Annotated in this window: 22 protein-coding genes and 5 other RNA genes; 7 read left to right on the forward strand and 20 right to left on the reverse strand. The window is 68.4% G+C overall.

Annotated features, from left to right (window positions below; genetic code table 11):
• Positions 1-22 precede the first annotated feature (22 nt).
• The 20 genes from ACFVTF_RS26375 to ACFVTF_RS26470 all read right to left on the reverse strand — a co-directional run bounded on the left by ACFVTF_RS26375 (position 23) and on the right by ACFVTF_RS26470 (position 8,981).
• Positions 23-92, reverse strand: an RNA gene (locus tag ACFVTF_RS26375) — hammerhead ribozyme type II.
• Between the two features lie 33 nt (positions 93-125).
• Positions 126-353 (reverse strand): hypothetical protein, encoded by a 228-nt coding sequence (locus ACFVTF_RS26380; protein WP_387816941.1) that lies wholly within the window; start codon positions 351-353, stop codon positions 126-128.
• 16 nt (positions 354-369) lie between these two features.
• On the reverse strand, positions 370-663 hold the full coding sequence (locus tag ACFVTF_RS26385) for a hypothetical protein (RefSeq protein ID WP_387816942.1): 294 nt from the start codon (positions 661-663) through the stop codon (positions 370-372).
• Between the two features lie 31 nt (positions 664-694).
• A complete protein-coding gene (locus ACFVTF_RS26390; protein WP_387816943.1) occupies positions 695-1,246 on the reverse strand; it encodes an antirestriction protein ArdA in 552 nt (183 codons plus the stop codon).
• 17 nt (positions 1,247-1,263) lie between these two features.
• Positions 1,264-1,328: hammerhead ribozyme type II (locus ACFVTF_RS26395), an RNA gene on the reverse strand.
• 7 nt (positions 1,329-1,335) lie between these two features.
• The gene (locus ACFVTF_RS26400) at positions 1,336-1,740 is read right to left on the reverse strand and encodes a hypothetical protein (protein ID WP_387816944.1); all 405 of its coding nucleotides are present in this window, start codon (positions 1,738-1,740) and stop codon (positions 1,336-1,338) included.
• A complete protein-coding gene (locus tag ACFVTF_RS26405) occupies positions 1,737-1,988 on the reverse strand; it encodes a hypothetical protein (protein WP_387816945.1) in 252 nt (83 codons plus the stop codon). The genes ACFVTF_RS26400 and ACFVTF_RS26405 overlap by 4 nt, the downstream gene beginning before the upstream one ends.
• A gap of 26 nt (positions 1,989-2,014) precedes the next feature.
• Complete coding sequence (locus ACFVTF_RS26410) at positions 2,015-2,215, reverse strand: hypothetical protein (RefSeq protein ID WP_387816946.1); 201 nt, start codon at positions 2,213-2,215, stop codon at positions 2,015-2,017.
• 57 nt (positions 2,216-2,272) lie between these two features.
• A complete protein-coding gene (locus tag ACFVTF_RS26415; protein WP_387816947.1) occupies positions 2,273-2,470 on the reverse strand; it encodes a hypothetical protein in 198 nt (65 codons plus the stop codon).
• Between the two features lie 13 nt (positions 2,471-2,483).
• Entirely contained in the window at positions 2,484-3,221 is a 738-nt protein-coding gene (locus ACFVTF_RS26420; RefSeq protein WP_387816948.1) for a DUF2786 domain-containing protein, read from the reverse strand.
• Positions 3,222-3,242: 21 nt separating this feature from the next.
• An RNA gene (locus tag ACFVTF_RS26425) (hammerhead ribozyme type II) lies at positions 3,243-3,327 on the reverse strand.
• On the reverse strand, positions 3,326-3,646 hold the full coding sequence (locus tag ACFVTF_RS26430) for a hypothetical protein (RefSeq protein WP_387816950.1): 321 nt from the start codon (positions 3,644-3,646) through the stop codon (positions 3,326-3,328). The genes ACFVTF_RS26425 and ACFVTF_RS26430 overlap by 2 nt, the downstream gene beginning before the upstream one ends.
• Positions 3,643-4,053, reverse strand: a complete 411-nt coding sequence (locus tag ACFVTF_RS26435; protein WP_387816951.1) for a hypothetical protein — start codon at positions 4,051-4,053, stop codon at positions 3,643-3,645. Before ACFVTF_RS26435 ends, ACFVTF_RS26430 begins: the two co-directional genes overlap by 4 nt.
• Positions 4,054-4,072: 19 nt before the next feature.
• Positions 4,073-4,140: hammerhead ribozyme type II (locus ACFVTF_RS26440), an RNA gene on the reverse strand.
• 16 nt (positions 4,141-4,156) lie between these two features.
• Positions 4,157-4,969 (reverse strand): hypothetical protein, encoded by an 813-nt coding sequence (locus ACFVTF_RS26445; protein WP_387816952.1) that lies wholly within the window; start codon positions 4,967-4,969, stop codon positions 4,157-4,159.
• A 20-nt stretch (positions 4,970-4,989) separates the two neighbouring features.
• Positions 4,990-5,055: hammerhead ribozyme type II (locus tag ACFVTF_RS26450), an RNA gene on the reverse strand.
• Between the two features lie 16 nt (positions 5,056-5,071).
• Positions 5,072-5,380 carry a hypothetical protein gene (locus tag ACFVTF_RS26455; RefSeq protein WP_387816953.1) on the reverse strand — a complete coding sequence of 103 codons (309 nt, stop codon included), beginning with the start codon at positions 5,378-5,380 and terminating at the stop codon, positions 5,072-5,074.
• A 1,277-nt stretch (positions 5,381-6,657) separates the two neighbouring features.
• Positions 6,658-7,131 (reverse strand): Pycsar system effector family protein, encoded by a 474-nt coding sequence (locus ACFVTF_RS26460; RefSeq protein ID WP_387816954.1) that lies wholly within the window; start codon positions 7,129-7,131, stop codon positions 6,658-6,660.
• 109 nt (positions 7,132-7,240) lie between these two features.
• Positions 7,241-8,032, reverse strand: coding sequence for a hypothetical protein (locus tag ACFVTF_RS26465; protein ID WP_387816955.1), 792 nt, complete (start codon positions 8,030-8,032; stop codon positions 7,241-7,243).
• Positions 8,033-8,051: 19 nt separating this feature from the next.
• Positions 8,052-8,981, reverse strand: coding sequence for a hypothetical protein (locus ACFVTF_RS26470; RefSeq protein WP_387816956.1), 930 nt, complete (start codon positions 8,979-8,981; stop codon positions 8,052-8,054).
• A 749-nt stretch (positions 8,982-9,730) separates the two neighbouring features.
• Between ACFVTF_RS26470 and ACFVTF_RS26475 the strand changes: the two genes are divergently transcribed.
• From ACFVTF_RS26475 to ACFVTF_RS26505, 7 genes are all read left to right on the forward strand, one after another.
• Positions 9,731-10,156 (forward strand): hypothetical protein, encoded by a 426-nt coding sequence (locus tag ACFVTF_RS26475; protein WP_387816957.1) that lies wholly within the window; start codon positions 9,731-9,733, stop codon positions 10,154-10,156.
• A 355-nt stretch (positions 10,157-10,511) separates the two neighbouring features.
• A complete protein-coding gene (locus ACFVTF_RS26480; RefSeq protein ID WP_387816958.1) occupies positions 10,512-10,841 on the forward strand; it encodes a hypothetical protein in 330 nt (109 codons plus the stop codon).
• 10 nt (positions 10,842-10,851) lie between these two features.
• The gene (locus ACFVTF_RS26485; protein ID WP_387816959.1) at positions 10,852-11,856 is read left to right on the forward strand and encodes a terminase; all 1,005 of its coding nucleotides are present in this window, start codon (positions 10,852-10,854) and stop codon (positions 11,854-11,856) included.
• 58 nt (positions 11,857-11,914) lie between these two features.
• Complete coding sequence (locus ACFVTF_RS26490; RefSeq protein ID WP_387817046.1) at positions 11,915-13,312, forward strand: phage portal protein; 1,398 nt, start codon at positions 11,915-11,917, stop codon at positions 13,310-13,312.
• The gene (locus ACFVTF_RS26495) at positions 13,309-14,424 is read left to right on the forward strand and encodes a hypothetical protein (RefSeq protein ID WP_387816960.1); all 1,116 of its coding nucleotides are present in this window, start codon (positions 13,309-13,311) and stop codon (positions 14,422-14,424) included. The genes ACFVTF_RS26490 and ACFVTF_RS26495 overlap by 4 nt, the downstream gene beginning before the upstream one ends.
• A gap of 2 nt (positions 14,425-14,426) precedes the next feature.
• The gene (locus tag ACFVTF_RS26500) at positions 14,427-14,900 is read left to right on the forward strand and encodes a hypothetical protein (protein WP_387816961.1); all 474 of its coding nucleotides are present in this window, start codon (positions 14,427-14,429) and stop codon (positions 14,898-14,900) included.
• Between the two features lie 11 nt (positions 14,901-14,911).
• Positions 14,912-15,262: a hypothetical protein gene (locus tag ACFVTF_RS26505; protein ID WP_387816962.1), complete on the forward strand. Its 351-nt coding sequence runs from the start codon at positions 14,912-14,914 to the stop codon at positions 15,260-15,262.
• Positions 15,263-15,396: the final 134 nt, after the last annotated feature.

A 15,396-nucleotide genomic window follows, 5' to 3' on the forward strand; every position in this document is an offset into this window, starting at 1 on the left:
GGGTATCCTCGTAAGTGATTGATGTCGGCTGGCATCGTCAGGAGGTGGGCACCACCCCACCTCGACCCCGATTCACCACCGGGGTTTCGCCGGGTGCCCGCGCGTTTCAGCGCGGGCACCACGCGTTAGTCCTCCTCCGCGGCCATCTCGGCGAGCGCGGCCTCAAACTCCTTGATCACCTTCGCCTCGGCCTCGTCGGCGGTCGGGGCCTCAACGAAGCTCGTGAGGCGGTATAGGTTGTCGCTCGTATAGAGGGAGCTGCTTTCGTCGCCCTGCCATCCCGCCACCACCCCGGCGACCAGGAGGGCCTGACTGTCCTCGTTGTGCAGCGCAACTACGGTCCATCGGTGCATTGCTGATCTCCTGGACTCAGTAGGCGTTGAGGACTTCGAGGACGGTGGTGTCCTGGATCTCCTCGAAGAACGGCTCCGACAACTCCCACTCGTGCGGGTTGTCGTTGAGCCACTCACAGAAGGCGTCCTCGTCGTCGAGCTCTCCGTCTTCGTCGAGGAACTCGTCCGGGATGGTCAGCTCCAGCTCGACCTCCGCCTCGGTGGTCCGCTCGATGCTGAACTTGACGGTCTTCTTCACGCTCTGGCCTTCCAGGTGGATGCGGATGCGGCACGGGCCGCAGGTCAGGTCTTCGTCCAGGAGCTCGGGCACGTCGCCGCACTCCATGCAGGCGGGCCGCCAGTCATCCGATGAGGTAGACATAGACACCTCCGCCCGGCGCCTCCTCGGAGTCGTAGCCGGAGGAGAACAGCTCCACCGCGGCGGACTCCCAGTCGATGGCGTTGAACGGCCAGGTCCTCATCAGCTCCTCCTGCTCGTTGCTCATTTGCCTCTCCGCACGTTCCTGGGCGAAGTGGGCCTGGGACGGCCACTCGCCCTCGAAGGAGTCGCGGAACTCCTCGGTCACGGAGGAGAGGTCAGCGTCGTCGTCCGCGTAGGTGCTGAACCAGACTGCGAACGCGCTGCGCTCGTACGGCGGGATCTCGGCCAGGAGTTCCGCCAACTCGGCGGCGCGGGACGGGGAGCACTCGCCGGTGAGGAGTCCCAGGAAGCCCTCGTGGTCCATGACCCAGAGCTCCTCGTGAGCGGTCATCCCGGAGTGCAGGTCTTCGGGGGCAACGAGGTCCGCAGTATCGGCGTCGTACCAGTCGCCGGTCAGCCGGCCGCTGTTGTAGCAGGCGAGGCAGCCGATCCAGACGCGCGGGGCGTCGTGGTCGGTCAGGGTCGCAGGCATGTGTCCTCAATTCGATGTCGTGGCTGGCTTCATCAGGAAGCGGGCACCACCCCGCCTCGACCCCCTTCCAGGGGTTTCGCCATGTCGGCCTAGTCGCCCGCCTCCTCCAGGACGGGCCAGTAGCTCCGACTCCAGGGCCAGCCGTTGTCCCCGTGCAGGACGTCCATCGCGGCCTCGCCGTCGGCAACGCAGGACGGGCACATGAACCTGTTCTCGTTGGGCGTGCGCATCCATGGCCCACGCCGGCCGGTCGCCGGACCGCACCACTCGCACAGACCTCCGCCCTCGATGTGGTGGAACGACAAGACGCTGTTGCCGTTGAACGGGCTGACCGTCCGCACCTGGGCGTGCACCTTGACGGCTGCGGCCTCGAAGGCCTTGGTGAACGCCTGGCCGTAGTAGGTGTCGACCAACGTCCACAGCGAGCAGGAGTCACCGTGGTCCGGACTGTCGGCGGTGCAGGCGAGCACCTCGTACTTCCACCGGCCGCTCACTTCGCCGCCTCCTCTCCGAGGAGGCGGAGGATCTCGTCGATCCGCTCGTACTCGCGGGGGTTCGGGGTTCGGAGCTCCTCCTCGGGGAGCATCTCGGGGGGCAGCGAGAATGCGAGCCCGGCCGCCACCTCGGCGAGGTTGACCAGGGTGTACCACTCCGGGGTGCCGGGGTCGTGGTCATTGCGCCACTCCTCCACCTCCCGGTGTATCGCAAGGATCTCGCGGACCTTGTTCTTGATCGCTTCCATGTGTTCTGCCTTTCGGGGAGGAACGGTCAGCCCAGGGAGAGCCAGTGGCAGGCGGGGGCGAAGCCCTGCTCGCAGTCGTCGACCTTGCTCTCGGTGAAGCCGTCGTTGAAGATCGTGACGAACGGCGGCTCCGGCGGCTCCGTTGTGAGATGCGACTGGAACTGGGCACCGGCAAACGCGGCGGCCAGAAGGCCGACGACCATGCCGAGTCGGCGGTATGCACGCATGAGGGGTCCTGTCTGGGAGGGCCGGCCGCCCTGCTGAACAGGGCGGCCGGCAAGGTGTCAGAGGGTTGTGTGCCAGCCGGGCTTGAACCAGCCGGTTATCAGCGCCCGGCCGTCGACATCGGCCCAGACGAGGCGTTCGGTGCCGTCCGGGTAGGTATGCCTGAGTACGCGATCTGTCCTGGTGGCCGTCCACCCGAAGTGGTAGTAGCCGGTGCCGATTTCCTCGCCCTGGGGGCCGCACAGGATGTGCTTCACGGTCGTCACGGGATCACCCGACCAGCGCGGGGCGGCGGGTCTCGGCGAGGCGGTTCCCGCCGAGGTCGGCCCGCTGGCCAGCCGCGCTGCCCGCGCCCCAGCCCGAGCCGGTGAGCTTCCGCTTCGGGGTCTTCCGGAGCTTCTTGTACTTGCGGCCGCGTTCGACCTCGATCAGCGTCTTGCGGTCGGCGAGGACCAAGGCGGTCGAGGTGCCCGTGGACTCCTCGTAGCTGGACTGCGCGTCCTCCTCGGCCTTCTTGAGGCGGTGATAGACAGCGGTCGCGAAGCCGCTCAGCCACGTCTTCCGGTAGCTGGTGGTCGACTCCCCGGGAAGCGGACGGACATGTCGCATCCCGTTGAACGCCTGGAGCATCAGCGACGTGTACAGCAGCTCGATCCGGTCGAGGTCGGACTCGTAGGCGAAGATGTCGACGGCGCTGACGACCTTGTCGGTCGTCTCGTCGCGGACCTTGGTGAGGACGGTGCTCGCGCCGAGCGCCACCGCCACGTGGTTCAGGAGCTGCTGGCGGTCCTTCGCGTAGGTGCCTTCGATCTTGATCAGGCGGCTCGTCGGCTTCGCGGGCAGCGCCTTGGCTGCCGCAAGCATCGTCTCCTCGATGCCGTACTTCGCCATGAGGGCGGCGGCCTTGGCGAAGTACGCCTCGGACTCTGCTGGGGAGGCGGCCGGGTCTTCGGCCTTGGCGAGGATCGCTCGGACCTTGGCGAGCATGGGGTTGTTCTGGCTGGTCACGTGTACCTCTGGAATCGCAGGATGCGGCTGGCATCGTCAGGAGGCGGGCACCACCCCGCCCCGACGCGCAGGCCGGCCACCGCGGGCAGGCCTGTGCGTTTCGCCTAGATCGGCTGCTTGATCGGATCCGCGTCGAACAGCGCGGTGAACTTCCCGTCAAGGTGGGACTCGATTGCCGCGAGCTCCTCCGGGGAGAAGCTGGACAGCAGGCCGCTCTCCCTGAAGACGGACATGACTCGGGCGGTCAGCTCAGCCTCCTCACGCTGCTCGACCAGCGGCTCGCAGTCGTCGCAGGAGGGCCATCGGCCGCCGTCCAGCTCGGTGAGCTGGGCCAAATCGTCAACCACCGAGAGCGAGAACCCCATCGGGATCACGAACATGGAGGTGGCCCGGCCGAAGATGCAGAAGTCGCAGATCATGATCACGCCGCCAGTTCGACGAGGTACTTGTCGAGGTCCACGACCGTGCCGGTGGCGTCCTTCTCGTCCTTGTAGTCGCGGTGCAGATCGCCGCCGTCGTCGCCCTCGGCGTGGCACCCCAGCCACAGCTCGGCGACGTGCGAGTGCCCGGTTCGGGCAAAGAACCTCGCCAAGGCGTCGGCCTCGGTGCAGGTGAGGCGCTCCCCGATCGAGTCCGCCAGCATGCCGTCATTGAGCACGTCGATGAGCTCGTCGACGTCCTTGCGAAGCTGGTCGTGTTCGGTTGCCGACCGCTCGGAGCACTCCAAGTAGGCCATCGCGGCATCACTGAACTTCTGCCACGCCTCTCGTTCGGCCCGGCGACCGGCCCAGGGGTTCAGCGTGCAGTAGATCTTGTGCAGGGTGGTCTTCAACTTGACCTCGTATGGACGGATGCGGCTGGCATCATCAGCACCCGGGCACCACCCCGGGCGGACGCCCCCGAGGGGGGCGTTTCGCCTAGTTACACTCTCGCAATCAGACCGCGAACAGCTCGACCTGCCCGTGCATGGCACCCCAGAGGAAGTCGCGGGCCCGGTCGTCGAAGTACGCATCGCGATGCACGGCGTACACCTCTGCCACCTTGCGGGTCGACACGTCGCCGGCCGACCATGCCTCGTACTTCAGGTCGCGCAGGCCATTGTGGGCCCGCTCGACGATCGCCTCGTGGTCGTGCTCCTCGTCCAGGTCGAACTCCCGCCGGACCTCGTCGAGGGCGAGCTGGAGGTTCTCCTGGAACACCTCGTCCTCCAACTCGCTGTAGTCCTCCTCATCGAGCAGCGGGTACCCGTGCTTCACCCCCTCGGCGAGGGCGACCGCCTCACGGAAGGCGGCCGTGTACCGACGGGTTCCGTGGCAGTCGCCCTCGCAGGCGTCGCCGAAGCAGAAGTCCAGGTCAGGGTCACAATCCGGCTCGCACTCGTCGGTATGAGTACCGGGGCAGTCGGTCTTGCAGCCACCCTCGTAGACCTGGACGTACAGGACGGTCGCGGAGCCGTAGTGCATCGCGGAGCCGTCGACCTCGACGAGATGCTCCCCCGAGGCCGCGGTGTCGTCACGCCCCTTGTCGGCTGCGTCCCGGATCAGCCTGATCGCCACGCGGTAGTTGGACGCATCCGTGATGCTCAGGGGGTACTCGGTGTAGCTGAACAGTTCGACATGCGTCGGGGCCTCGGTCCTGCGGCTCAAGGAGGTACACCACGACGGCCAGGAGCGGTAGTCATCGTCGAGGCCGAGGGCGTACTCGGCCATCGCCTCGTCTTCCACGTCGCTGATGCGGGTGGAGGTCATGTTGTCTCGCTTTCGGAGTTGAGCGGCTGGCTCATCAGCACCCGGGCACCACCCCGGGCGGACGCCCCGAAGGGGGCGTTTCGCCTAGTTACACTCTCGCAATCAGGCCTGACCGTCGAAGAAGATGGAGATCTCCAGGGAGGAGACGAACAGGTCCAAGCCGACGATGGTGACCGCCTGCTCCTCGACCACAGCCTCCAGGTTCTCGACCCGGTCGAGCGCGCCGATCATCATGTCAGCCCAGACCTGCTCCCGGACCTCGGCCTTGGCCAGCTTGGCGCGGGCCGCGTCCAGCTCCCGAGCCATCTCGAAGTGGCGCTCGGTCAGGTTGTCGAACTGCTCCTGGAGACCCAGGACCGGCCGGCCAGACTTGGCCAGGCTGACGGGGGTGGCGGTGATGATGAAGTCCATGGTTCTCCCTTGCTTCGCCAGGCGGACGCCTGGCACCTTGCCGTGCCGCCGAGTGGCGCACGGAACGGGCTAGTTACACTCTCGCAATCAGCCCGACAAGAACCCCCCGGCGGTTTCGCACCTACGCCCATGGCGTCCGGGGGGCCCTGGCCCTACTGGGCCAGATCGTTCAACTTCGGGTGATCACTCGGGGTTCAGCGGCAGGATTACTCCGACCACCGGGCTCACCGTCCCTCACCCGCAGGACCGGCCGGATCCTTCCGGCCGCTTCGCTTCGTTCCGGCCGGATCTCTCCGGCCCGTTCGATGTGAACGGTGAGCCCTGACCTCCGAAGTCCACACGGTTCCCCTGACATCACCGTCCACGGGCATCCGTGGACAGCTTCCCACCACGCCTACCCCGGGACGGGGCGGTTCGCGGCTTCACCAAGGCCGTACGGGCGGGACTTGCGGACGGGAAGGTCCGCGCCACTGCCTGTTACGTTGGCTGTACCCCAGGGGTTCGGCGTCATCTCCGACACGCTGCCATCACCGGCGGGATGCCCCGCCTCCGGATCACGCATCTTCGGGCCTACCGTCGCCCTGCGTACCCACCCACACCGCCAGGCTGGCGACTGCGACATCCACCCCCGAAGGGGTGGGGCCGGGCGAGCGACAAGCTCAAGTTCTGCTACCTCCCGGTTTGACCCGGTTGGTGTCGAGTTCGACCCTATCGGGCCATTCTCCCGTTTCGCAAGTCTCGCAATCGCTTCGCTGCGATCCCGCCTGCCCATCTTCCCGGCGGCGCCGCTCGTGCGGCCCGGTCTCGGTTGTCCGGTGTGGCGTTGGTTCCAACCCTAGTGGGCTGGCCTTTGCGTTCGCAACTCTCGCAATCGCTTCGACTGCCCGCCTCCCCGTCCCGCCCTGCCTTGCGGCTGGCGTTCCGTGGTGGCGACGGGGAGAACATTACGGGGCTAGTGACACTCTTGCAAACCCGGTCACGTTTCCGCAGGTCAGAGCCGGTGTGAGGGGCTGCCAGCACGGGCCGGAACGCCCCCTTCCCGGCCCGCTGAGCGGAAGGCCGGGCCTTCCTACGCGCGCGTTCCTCTTCGGGGGGTGTGGGGGGTGCGAGGGTGCCCGCGTACGACGCGCGACGGTAGCCGATGCCCGGGTAGCCCATGGGGGGTGGGGGTATGACCCCCGGTGGCGGAATTCGCCGACCGCCACGTCTTAGCCGCTGAGATTGTGCCACGGTTCCAAGGTCGCCTGGAGGCCGTATCGGCCGCTGCTCAACCGCCGCTACTCGACCAGGGCGACGACAAGGGCGACGATCAGAACCGCCACCGCGGCAATGCCGATCTGGGTGGCCACCCGGAGCATGCGGAACTTCCGGCGGAGGAGCTGCGACCGCCGGATGAGCCGCTCGGCGCGGCGCTCTTCGGCCAGGTCGTCGAGCACCTCGTCGGGGGTGTCGCACTCGGCCCAGCGCAGGAAGGATCCGGGCGCCGTCTCCCCCGTGACGCCCATGGGGAGGAGGGCGGCCAGGGCCGCGACGACGCCGGCCGCCAGGCCGGTACCTGCGAGGCCGACCAGGACGGCGACGGCGACGGAGAGGTGCCGGCCGGGGACGACGGCCGCGAGGACCGCCAGCGGGAGGCCGAACGCCGAGAGGATCGCGGCGACCTTCGCCTCCGTCCGCCCCATGTCGGTGGTCACCTCGCCGTGGGCCCGGGTGAGGGCCTCGTTCTGGTTGGTGTTGGTGGGCTGTTCCATGGTGCTCCTTCAGGTGGAGGTGCTCGTGCCGCCGGACGGCGACACGAAAAAGCCCGCCCAGCCCGGCGGGTTCGCGGGGCTGGGCGGGACGGGTGTGGGTGTGGTTCTGTCAGGCGGCCTGCGCCAGCTTCAGGTAGCGGTAGCCGGAACGGGTCGAGCAACGGAGCTCGCTGGCGAGCTCGGGGCCGTTCAGCTTTCGCTTCTCGTCTGCTTCGATGGCGGCGATGGCAGCGTGGACGTCCGCCATCGGGATCGCCTGCCGGCTGCCGGTCGAGCGGCTCGCCGCCTGGCCAGCGGCGTCTGGCTCTGCCAGTTCGGCGCCTTCGTCACCTGCCAGCTCGGCCGCCTCCCCTGCCAGCTCGTCGAAGCCGCAGGCGATCCCGGCCGCCGTGGAAATCAGCTCTCGGCCTTCTCGGTCGAGTGCCTCTGCCACCTCGTTCGCCATCACGTCGAGCAGTACCTCCAGGTCGTGAATCCGCTCGGCGGCGGAGAGCTCGGACTCCGGAGTCGCTGCCATATGCAGCATGTGTGCCACCACCAGCGGGGGCACCGCGGAAACGGCCGCCACCAGGAAGCCTGAGGTGGCGATGTACCCCTGGTCGAAGAGGTGTGCCACTAGCTGAGCCGCCAGTGCCAGGCCGAGGGCAGCGCCCGCGCCGATCGTGGCGCTGACACGACCGGGCGCCTTGATGCGGCGGCGGTGCTCGGAGATGACGGCTGCGGCTCCGGCGTACACCGAGACGGACACCGGCATGAGCCAGGTGATCCAGCCGTGCCATCCCGCGATCTGTGCCATCCGAATCTCGCCGGGGACGCTCATGACGAGAGCTGCCACGAGGACGATCGGTCGGCCGGCGGTGAAGACGACCCGGGCATACCAGGGCATCTGCATGGAGTTCATGTTCGGACCCTTCTGGCGCTCAGGCGGCGGCCGGCAGGAAGCGGGCGCCGGGGCGGGCACCCTTCGCGAAGGTGTTGCTGGCACGCCGCTGGCGGATGGTGGCGAGCAGGCCCGCCGCGACGTCGGGTCCGGCCTCGTCCCGGCCAGCCTCCAGTGCACAGGTCTTGCACAGGCTGTGGACGACGCCTGCCGGGAAAGGGGCGTCGCACTGCTGGCAGCGGGCCCGGGTATCCACGGGAGCTGCCTTCGGTGCCGGCTTGGCCGGACGGTGGTGGGTGAGGCGGTAGGAGAGCAGGGCTGCCGGGGCGTCAACCTGCTCCGGGAGCCGGGCGGTCAGGACGGCACGTACCTTCGCGGGGGTGTGTCCGTCGACCAACCACTCAGCGGCCAGCGGAGCGAGGCGAAGAACGTCGGCCGTGCCGAGTGCGAGCCGCCGGTCGTGCTCACCGAGCCGGGCGAGCAGCGAGGCGGCCTGACCGGTCTCGGCGTCGGCCGGGGCGGCCTGGTCTTCGGCAGTGCTGGCCTCCTCCTGCTCCTTCGGTGCGTCGGGCTCCGGTGCGGCGGCGGGGAGGAGGTTCTTTCCCTGGTCCTTTCCCCCTCCGGGGAGATCGCCGACGTTCCGATGCTCCGGTTCACCGACCGCCGGAATGTGGCCCATCGGCAGGTCGGAGACGTGCGACTGGGTGCTCCAGAGTCCGGTCTCGGGGTCCTGGGTGCGTTGGCGGCGCAGGTAGCCTGCGGCCTCCAGCGCCTTGAACGCCTTGGCGACGGCCGTCTTCCCCTCTTCGACCTGTTCGGCGATCCGCTCGATTGTGGCCGGCGTGCCGTCCGGGAGGGACAGCAGGCGGACCAGCAGGCCGACGGCGGCGAGGGAGAGGCGGTCGTGTCGGGCGGCGGCGTTGGGCACGACGACGAACGCACGGTCGTGCCGGTTACGATGCACTCGCATCTAGAGGTCTCATCTCTAGGTAGCAGGGCCCCGGAGCGTTCCCGCGCTCTGGGGCCTGTTCTGTCTGACGGGCTGTCGCACCGGACCATACGCGAGAGTGTGACTCGATTGCAAGAGTTGTCGATCTAGCCTCCCCGGCTCCGATTGCGAGAGTGTGACCGGCCTCACCGTCCGGTCGCTTCCAGATCTCCCTCCCCGCTCCGTATATAGGAGTGGAAGGGAAAGCCCGTCGAGGGCTTCTCCTTGCGGGCGCCGGAGGCGCCCACTTCTCCTGGCTCCTTCGCCGCTGCCCCTGTCGGGCTTGTTCAAGCCCTCGGCCCGCCGGTGCTACCGGCCGACGAAGGAGGCCGCCGATGTCCTGGGCTACGTCCGACCGAAGGGCTCGGCTGCCGGCCGACTGGCCGCGGATCAGATTCCGCGTTCTGGTGCGGGACGGTCATCGCTGTACGGCGAAGGACCAGTACGGCGACCGCTGCACCGAGCCCGCTACCGATGTGGACCACATCCGATCCGGTGACGACCATCGCGAGACCAACCTTCAAGCACTCTGCGGGTGGCATCACCGGGTCAAGTCCTCCAGGGAGGGCGCCGCCGCGAAGGCTGCGCGCCGCCGCCGGAACGACCGGCGATTCCGCAGGACCGAGGAGCACCCCGGCCTGCGATGAGCGCGACGCTCCGGGATTCCCGTCGAGCTGCGCCGGCCCCGAGGAAATCCTCGGGGCCTTCGACTTGGCGATAGGGGGTGGGATATGCCCGGTCCTGTTCCGAATCGCGAATCCGACCTCGCCCGTCCCCGGGCACGCAAGGGCGGCGACGTCCAGCCCGTCACCAAGGGTGTGATGCGGGACGTCAAGGTCCCGAATGCCGACCGCGATTGGCACCCCATTGCGCGGCGCCTCTGGGATTCCCTGAAGATATCCGGCCAATCCGATTTCTACCAGCAGTCGGACTGGGCGCTCGCCTATTCCCTCTGCGAAGACCTCTCGCACTACAAGAAGTCGGGAAAGAGGTCCGGCCAAATGCTTCAGACCATCTATTCCGCCTTCGAGCGGCTCCTGGTTGCCGAAGGCGACCGGCGGCGCGTCCGCATCGAGCTGCACGAGCCCGAGCCCGAGGTCCAGTCGGCCGCGGTGCTCGCCATCGCCAGCTACAAGCGGGAGCTCGGCGTCGGCTGAGCCGCCTGCCCGGCGGCCCCGACCACCAGGGAGGAGGTGAGTCCCATCTCAGCCCTGACCCTGGAGGAGATCGAGGCCCTGGAGCACACGTTCCTAGGCCCCACCTGGACGCGAGGCGAGGACGGCTCCTGGCTTCTGCCGGAGCGCACCCTCGGCTGGCAGATCGCCGGCTGGTGCGCGGAGTATCTGTGCGCCGAGGACGGCGGTCCCTGGAAGTTCACCAACGAGCAGCTCCGATTCGTCCTTCATTGGTTTGCGCTGGATGCGGCCGGCCGGTTCATCAACCGCAAGGGCGTCCTCCAGCGCTTGAAGGGCTGGGGCTTACCGCAAGGACCCACTGCTGGCCGTCCTGGCCGTGGTCGAGTTCGTCGGCCCCAGCCGGTTCTCACACTGGGACGAGTACGGAGCGCCGGTCGGCGTTGCCCACCCGCAGGCCTGGGTGCAGGTCGCGGCTGTCAGCCGCGATCAGACGCGCAACACCATGACGCTGATGCCGTCGCTCATGTCGGACCGGCTGATCGAGACGTACGGCATCAAGGCCGGTGCGGAGCTGATCCGCGCGAATGGCGGAAAACAGCGCCTTGAGGCGGTGACGAGTAGTTACCGCGCCCTGGAGGGGGCGCGGTCCTTAGTGGTCCACGTTCGTCGTCCTGAACGAAACGCACCACTGGATCGTCGGAAATAACGGCGACAAAATGTACGCCACCATCGATGGCAATGCGACCAAGAAGGACTCGCGGTATCTCGCCATCACCAATGCTTACCTTCCAGGTGAGGATTCCGTTGCCGAGCGAATGCGCGAGGCCTACGAGAAAATCCTGGAAGGCCGGGCCGCGACCATCGGGTTCCTGTACGACTCGATCGAGGCCCATCCCGCAACACCCTTGACCCCCGAGGCGATTCGGATCGTCCTGCCGAGGATCCGCGGTGACGCCGTCTGGCTGCGGGTCGAGACGATCCTCCAGTCCATCCTCGACACGACGCTGTCGCCGTCGCGTTCGCGACGGATGTGGTTGAACCAGATCGTCGCGTCCGAGGACGCCCTCTACGGTCCGGCCGAGTGGGACGTGCTGCGCGACGACTCCAAGTCCCTCCAGGCCGGCGACGCCATCACCCTGGGCTTCGACGGAGGCCTCCGGGACGACTCGACTTGCCTGATGGCTCTGCGCGTCAGCGATATGTGCGCCTTCGTCCTGGGCCTCTGGGAGAAGCCGGACGGTCCGCGCGGCGATGGCTGGGAGGTCCCCCGCGACCAGGTCGACTCCGCCGTGCACGAGGCGTTCCGCCTCTTCGAGGTGCAGGGCTTCTTCGCCGACGTCGCGCTCTGGGAGAGCTACATCTCCGAGTGGTCCGAGACCTACGGTGAGGGCCTAACCGTCAAGTCGCCGCTCGGCCGGGATGCGATCGGCTGGGACATGAGGTCCTCACTGAAGACGTCCACGATGGCCCACGAGCGGTTGATGCGGTCCGTCTTCGACCGCAAGCTCGCCCACGACGGCGACCGCGCGCTCCGCCGGCACGTGTTGAACGCCGTCCGCAGGACGAACAACTACGGCATCTCCTTCGGCAAGGAGACCAAGGACAGCCCCCGCAAGGTCGACGCGTACGCGGCGCTGCTGTTGGCCCATGAGGCCCTGATCGACCTGCGAGCCCGCGGCAAGAAGGTCCGCAAGCGGACCGGCCGGGGCTTTTTTCTTTGACCTGATTGCAAGAGTGTAACTAAGGTGGTGATCTCTTCTGGTCGCCACCCACTCCCCCCTGTCGCTCGCGCAGCAGCTCCTCGCCGTCCTTCACCGGGACGGCGCCCGGCTGCGGCGGATCGACGACTACCTCCACGGCCGCCACGACGACCCGTACATGCCGCCGCAGGCCGACGACGAGTACCGGCTGCTGGCCCGGCGGGCGGTGTCAAACTGGATGCCCCTGCTTGTGGCGACCCCGGCGCAGGGTCTCTTCGTCGACGGCTTCCGGCCGGGCGCGACGGGCCAGGGCCTGCCGGCCGAGGCCGACTCGACGACCGTGGAATGGGCGCACTGGCAGCGCAGCCGTCTCGACGCCCGCCAGGCCGCCGTCTACCGAGGCGCCCTCACCTACGGGCACGCCTTCACCCTGACCGAGCGCGACCGTGCGGGCCAGGTGCGCACCAAGGGGCTGTCGGCCCTGCGGACGGCCGCGCTCTACGAGGACGCCGCGAACGACGACGTTCCCTACGCCGCCGCGACCGTCACGGCCTGGCCCTCCGGCGAGAGCATCGGACGGGCACGGCTCTGGGACGCCCGGAACGAGTACTCCGTCACGTTCCGCTCGCTGGAGGACAAGAAGGGCATCACGGTCTCGGACGCCCGCAGGCACGGTGCCTCCGAGTGCCCGGTCACGCGGTTCGCCGCGACCGTGGACCTGGAGGGGCGGACTGTCGGTGTCATCGAGCCGATGATCGCCTTGCAGGACCGGATCAACCAGACAGTCTTCGACCTGCTGCTCAGTCAGACCTTCGGCTCCTCGAAGGTCAGGACGGTCACCGGCATGGCGCCGCCGATCCAGCGCGATCCGGAGACGGGCGAGGCCGTCCTCAACGAAATCGGCCAGCCCATCCCGTTGGCGATCAACCACAATGCGAAGCGGTTTTTGTTCGCCGAGGACCCGGACGTCAAGTTCGGTTCGCTGGACGAGACTCCACTCGACGGCTTCATCAACAGTGTCGACATGTCTATACGCCAGCTCGCTGCCGTGTCGCAGACCCCGCCCCATCACCTGCTGGGACAGATCGCGAACCTGAGCGCGGAGGCGCTCCTGGCCGCCGAGCAGGCCCTGAGCCGGAAGATCGCGGAGTTCCGTACCTCGTTCGGAGAGTGTTGGGAGAGGGTCTTCCGCCTGGCGGCCGAGCTAGCCGGCCACGCGTCGGCCGCCGACGACTACCGGGGCGAGGTCATCTGGCGCGACATGGAGTCCCGGTCGCTGGCGCAGGCTGCGGATGCTCTCGGCAAGCTGCGCGAGCAGCTCGGAATCCCGAAGAAGGGCCTGTGGCGTCGGGTGCCCGGTGTCACCCAGACCGAGATCGAGGACTGGGAACAGCATGAGGACGAAGACCCGGTCGGACAGCTCGCCACCGCGCTGAAGCGGGCTACCCCTGAACCCGCCGTGGCGGTGGCAGCGTGAGCCGGCCGACAAAGCAGGATGAGACCGACCGGGCGTCGAGCGCCTTTCAGGCCGCGCTCACCGAGATCGGCGTCGCCACGGCCACCGGGGCGCTCGCCCTGTGGTCTGAGGTCCCGGCCGAGCAGCGCGCGGCCGCGGCCGCCGGGTGGCTGCGTCGAGCGATCACCCTGGTGATGGGCCGCAGGCGCCAGGCCCGCGACCTGGCGCGCGCCTACTACCGCCTTGCCCGCGCGCTGCAAACCGGCACCACCGTGGCCGACCCCTACCACCCGGAGCCGTCGCACATCACACTCGGCGACCTCCGCAGGGAGTTTGCCGGCCTGGCCAGTACGTACGTCCCGCCGAGCGCCGACGCGAGCACCCCATCCGATCCCAGCTCACCGAGCACCGAGCCCGAGTCCGTCGAGCCCAGTGTCCGCGATGCCGCAGTCGAGCACAGGCACCAGGTGCTCGACGACAGCCCCGAAGACTGGGAGCGCATCCTCGTCGAGGAACTGGAAGGCCTCCGCGAGGAGGAGGAGCGGATCGAGCGAGAAGCCGAAGAGGAACTCCGCACGGTGCTCGACGCACTCGGCACCCGCAACCTCGACCGCCGGCTTTCGCAGGTTGATGACCAGCAGCCCGCCAAGGACGCCGACCAGCAGCGAGGCGACGCCCATCGCAAGGCGGGCGCCCAGCAGGCCGGGGCCGCCTCCCGGGTCGCGATGAACGGCGGCAGGTCCACCCTCTGGCACCATGCCGGCCGCGACCGGCGGGCCCTTGGCTACGTCAGGGTCTCCCGCACCGGCACCCCGTGCGGCTTCTGCGCGATGCTCCTCAGCCGCGGAATCGCCTACAAGTCCGAGGCCTCCGCCCTCTACAAGGACGGCGACCTCTTCCACGACCACTGCCACTGCGCCGCGCTGCCCGTCTTCAACGCCCAGCAGTACGGCGCCAGCGCGCTGACCGAGCTGAACCGGCAGTACGCGGACCTGTGGCCGAAGGTCACCAAGGGCCACAGCGGCCGGGCTGCGCTGAACGCCTGGCGCCGATTCCTTCGCGCCCGACTACGCGAACAACAGAAGGCCGAAGCCCAGGCGGCTCGGCGAGCGACCACAGCCCAGGAGGCGTGACCGTGCCTGAACAGACCCCCGAACCGACCGACGAACAGAAGAACGACGAGAATCCCGAGACGCCGGCCGCGTCGCCCGAAGACGATCTTCCTGACTGGGCTCGCCGAGAGCTGTCGCGGACTCGCGCTGAGAGTGCGTCGTACCGCACACGCCTGCGTGACGCGGAGGAGCGGCTGACGGCTGCGAAGAGCCCCGAGGAGTTCGAGGCTGCCGTTGCCGAGGTGACGGCGAAGAACGCCGAGCTCGAACGCACGCTCATGATCGGTACCGTCGCCCGCCGCTACGACCTGCCCGACGCGCTCGCCGCCCGGCTGCGCGGTACCACCGTTGAGGAACTGGACGCCGACGCCAAGACCCTCCAGGGCCTGCTCGCCCCGCCTCTGCCCCAGTCCCTCGACGGCGGCCTCGACCCTTCCAGCCAGGACGACGGAGAGCTCGACCCCCGCAAGCTCGCCCGGCGAACCCGCCGATTCTGAGCGGCGACCGCTTGACGACCCTCACCGAGCACGCCCACCTCATCCTGGCCAACGGCGGTGCCACCTGGGCTCCCGGCCGCGCAGCCCCCGCCGAGGGCTTCATGGTCTCCCTCGCTGGGACTGAACTCTCCATTCCTGTCGATGAGTTCACCGACGATGCCCTGGTCCGGTTCCAGCAGGAGCACGCCGGCCGTCTCGCGGTCGACGACCGGCTCTACTTCGGGGCCTGGCTCGACGGGCCGAACGTCTACCTCGACCTGTCGCTGTGCATCCCGGATCGCGCCGCAGCCCTGCGCGTCGCCCGAGCGGAACACCAACGCGCCGTCTTCGACCTGTCGACCGGCAGCCCGCTCTTCCTCTGAAGTCCAAGCTCGCGCGCCGTTCCGGCGCTTCCAGTACATGCAGAAACGTTTCTCCTAGCTCCCGAGCCACTGGCTGGGTCGAGGGCTAGGAGAGGTGTTTCCGGCTACGAACAGCCCCCGGAGCCACCCGTCCG

It is taken from the genome of Kitasatospora sp. NPDC057940, assembly GCF_042887425.1.
Classification (GTDB): Bacteria; Actinomycetota; Actinomycetes; order Streptomycetales; family Streptomycetaceae; genus Kitasatospora.